Source organism: Aquimarina sp. AWH4_224, assembly GCF_056160245.1.
In genome coordinates this window covers 1-363 of sequence record NZ_JBSWWU010000069.1, presented here as the reverse complement: position 1 = coordinate 363, position 363 = coordinate 1, and the positions used below count along the sequence as shown (strand labels likewise).

Genomic DNA, 363 nt, shown 5'->3' with positions numbered 1-363 from the left:
CACCAAGTTGTTCTACGGCAACGGTTACGGTAACAGTAATTGAAGCTCCTGCTCCGTCATTAGTTTTAGTAAAAACTGCAGAAGTAAACGGGGCACAAGTTGGAGATGAAATCACTTATACATTTACGGTGACAAACACTGGAAATACTGTAATTGATAATATAACGGTAGATGATCCATTAACTGGAAGCGTGAATTTAGCGATTAATCCATCAACATTAGCACCAGGAGAAGAGGGGACAGCTTCTGCTACATACGTACTTACTCAAGCTGATATTAATCTTGGTGAAGTAATGAATAGTGCTACTGTTATTGGACAAGATCCAATAGGAAACGATGTAATGGATATTTCTGATAGTGGGG

Annotated in this window: 1 protein-coding gene; it reads left to right on the top strand. The window is 39.1% G+C overall.

The features are described from left to right. On the top strand, positions 1-363 hold a 363-nt coding region (locus ACXAGJ_RS24735; protein WP_474843871.1), incomplete at both ends, for a DUF7507 domain-containing protein.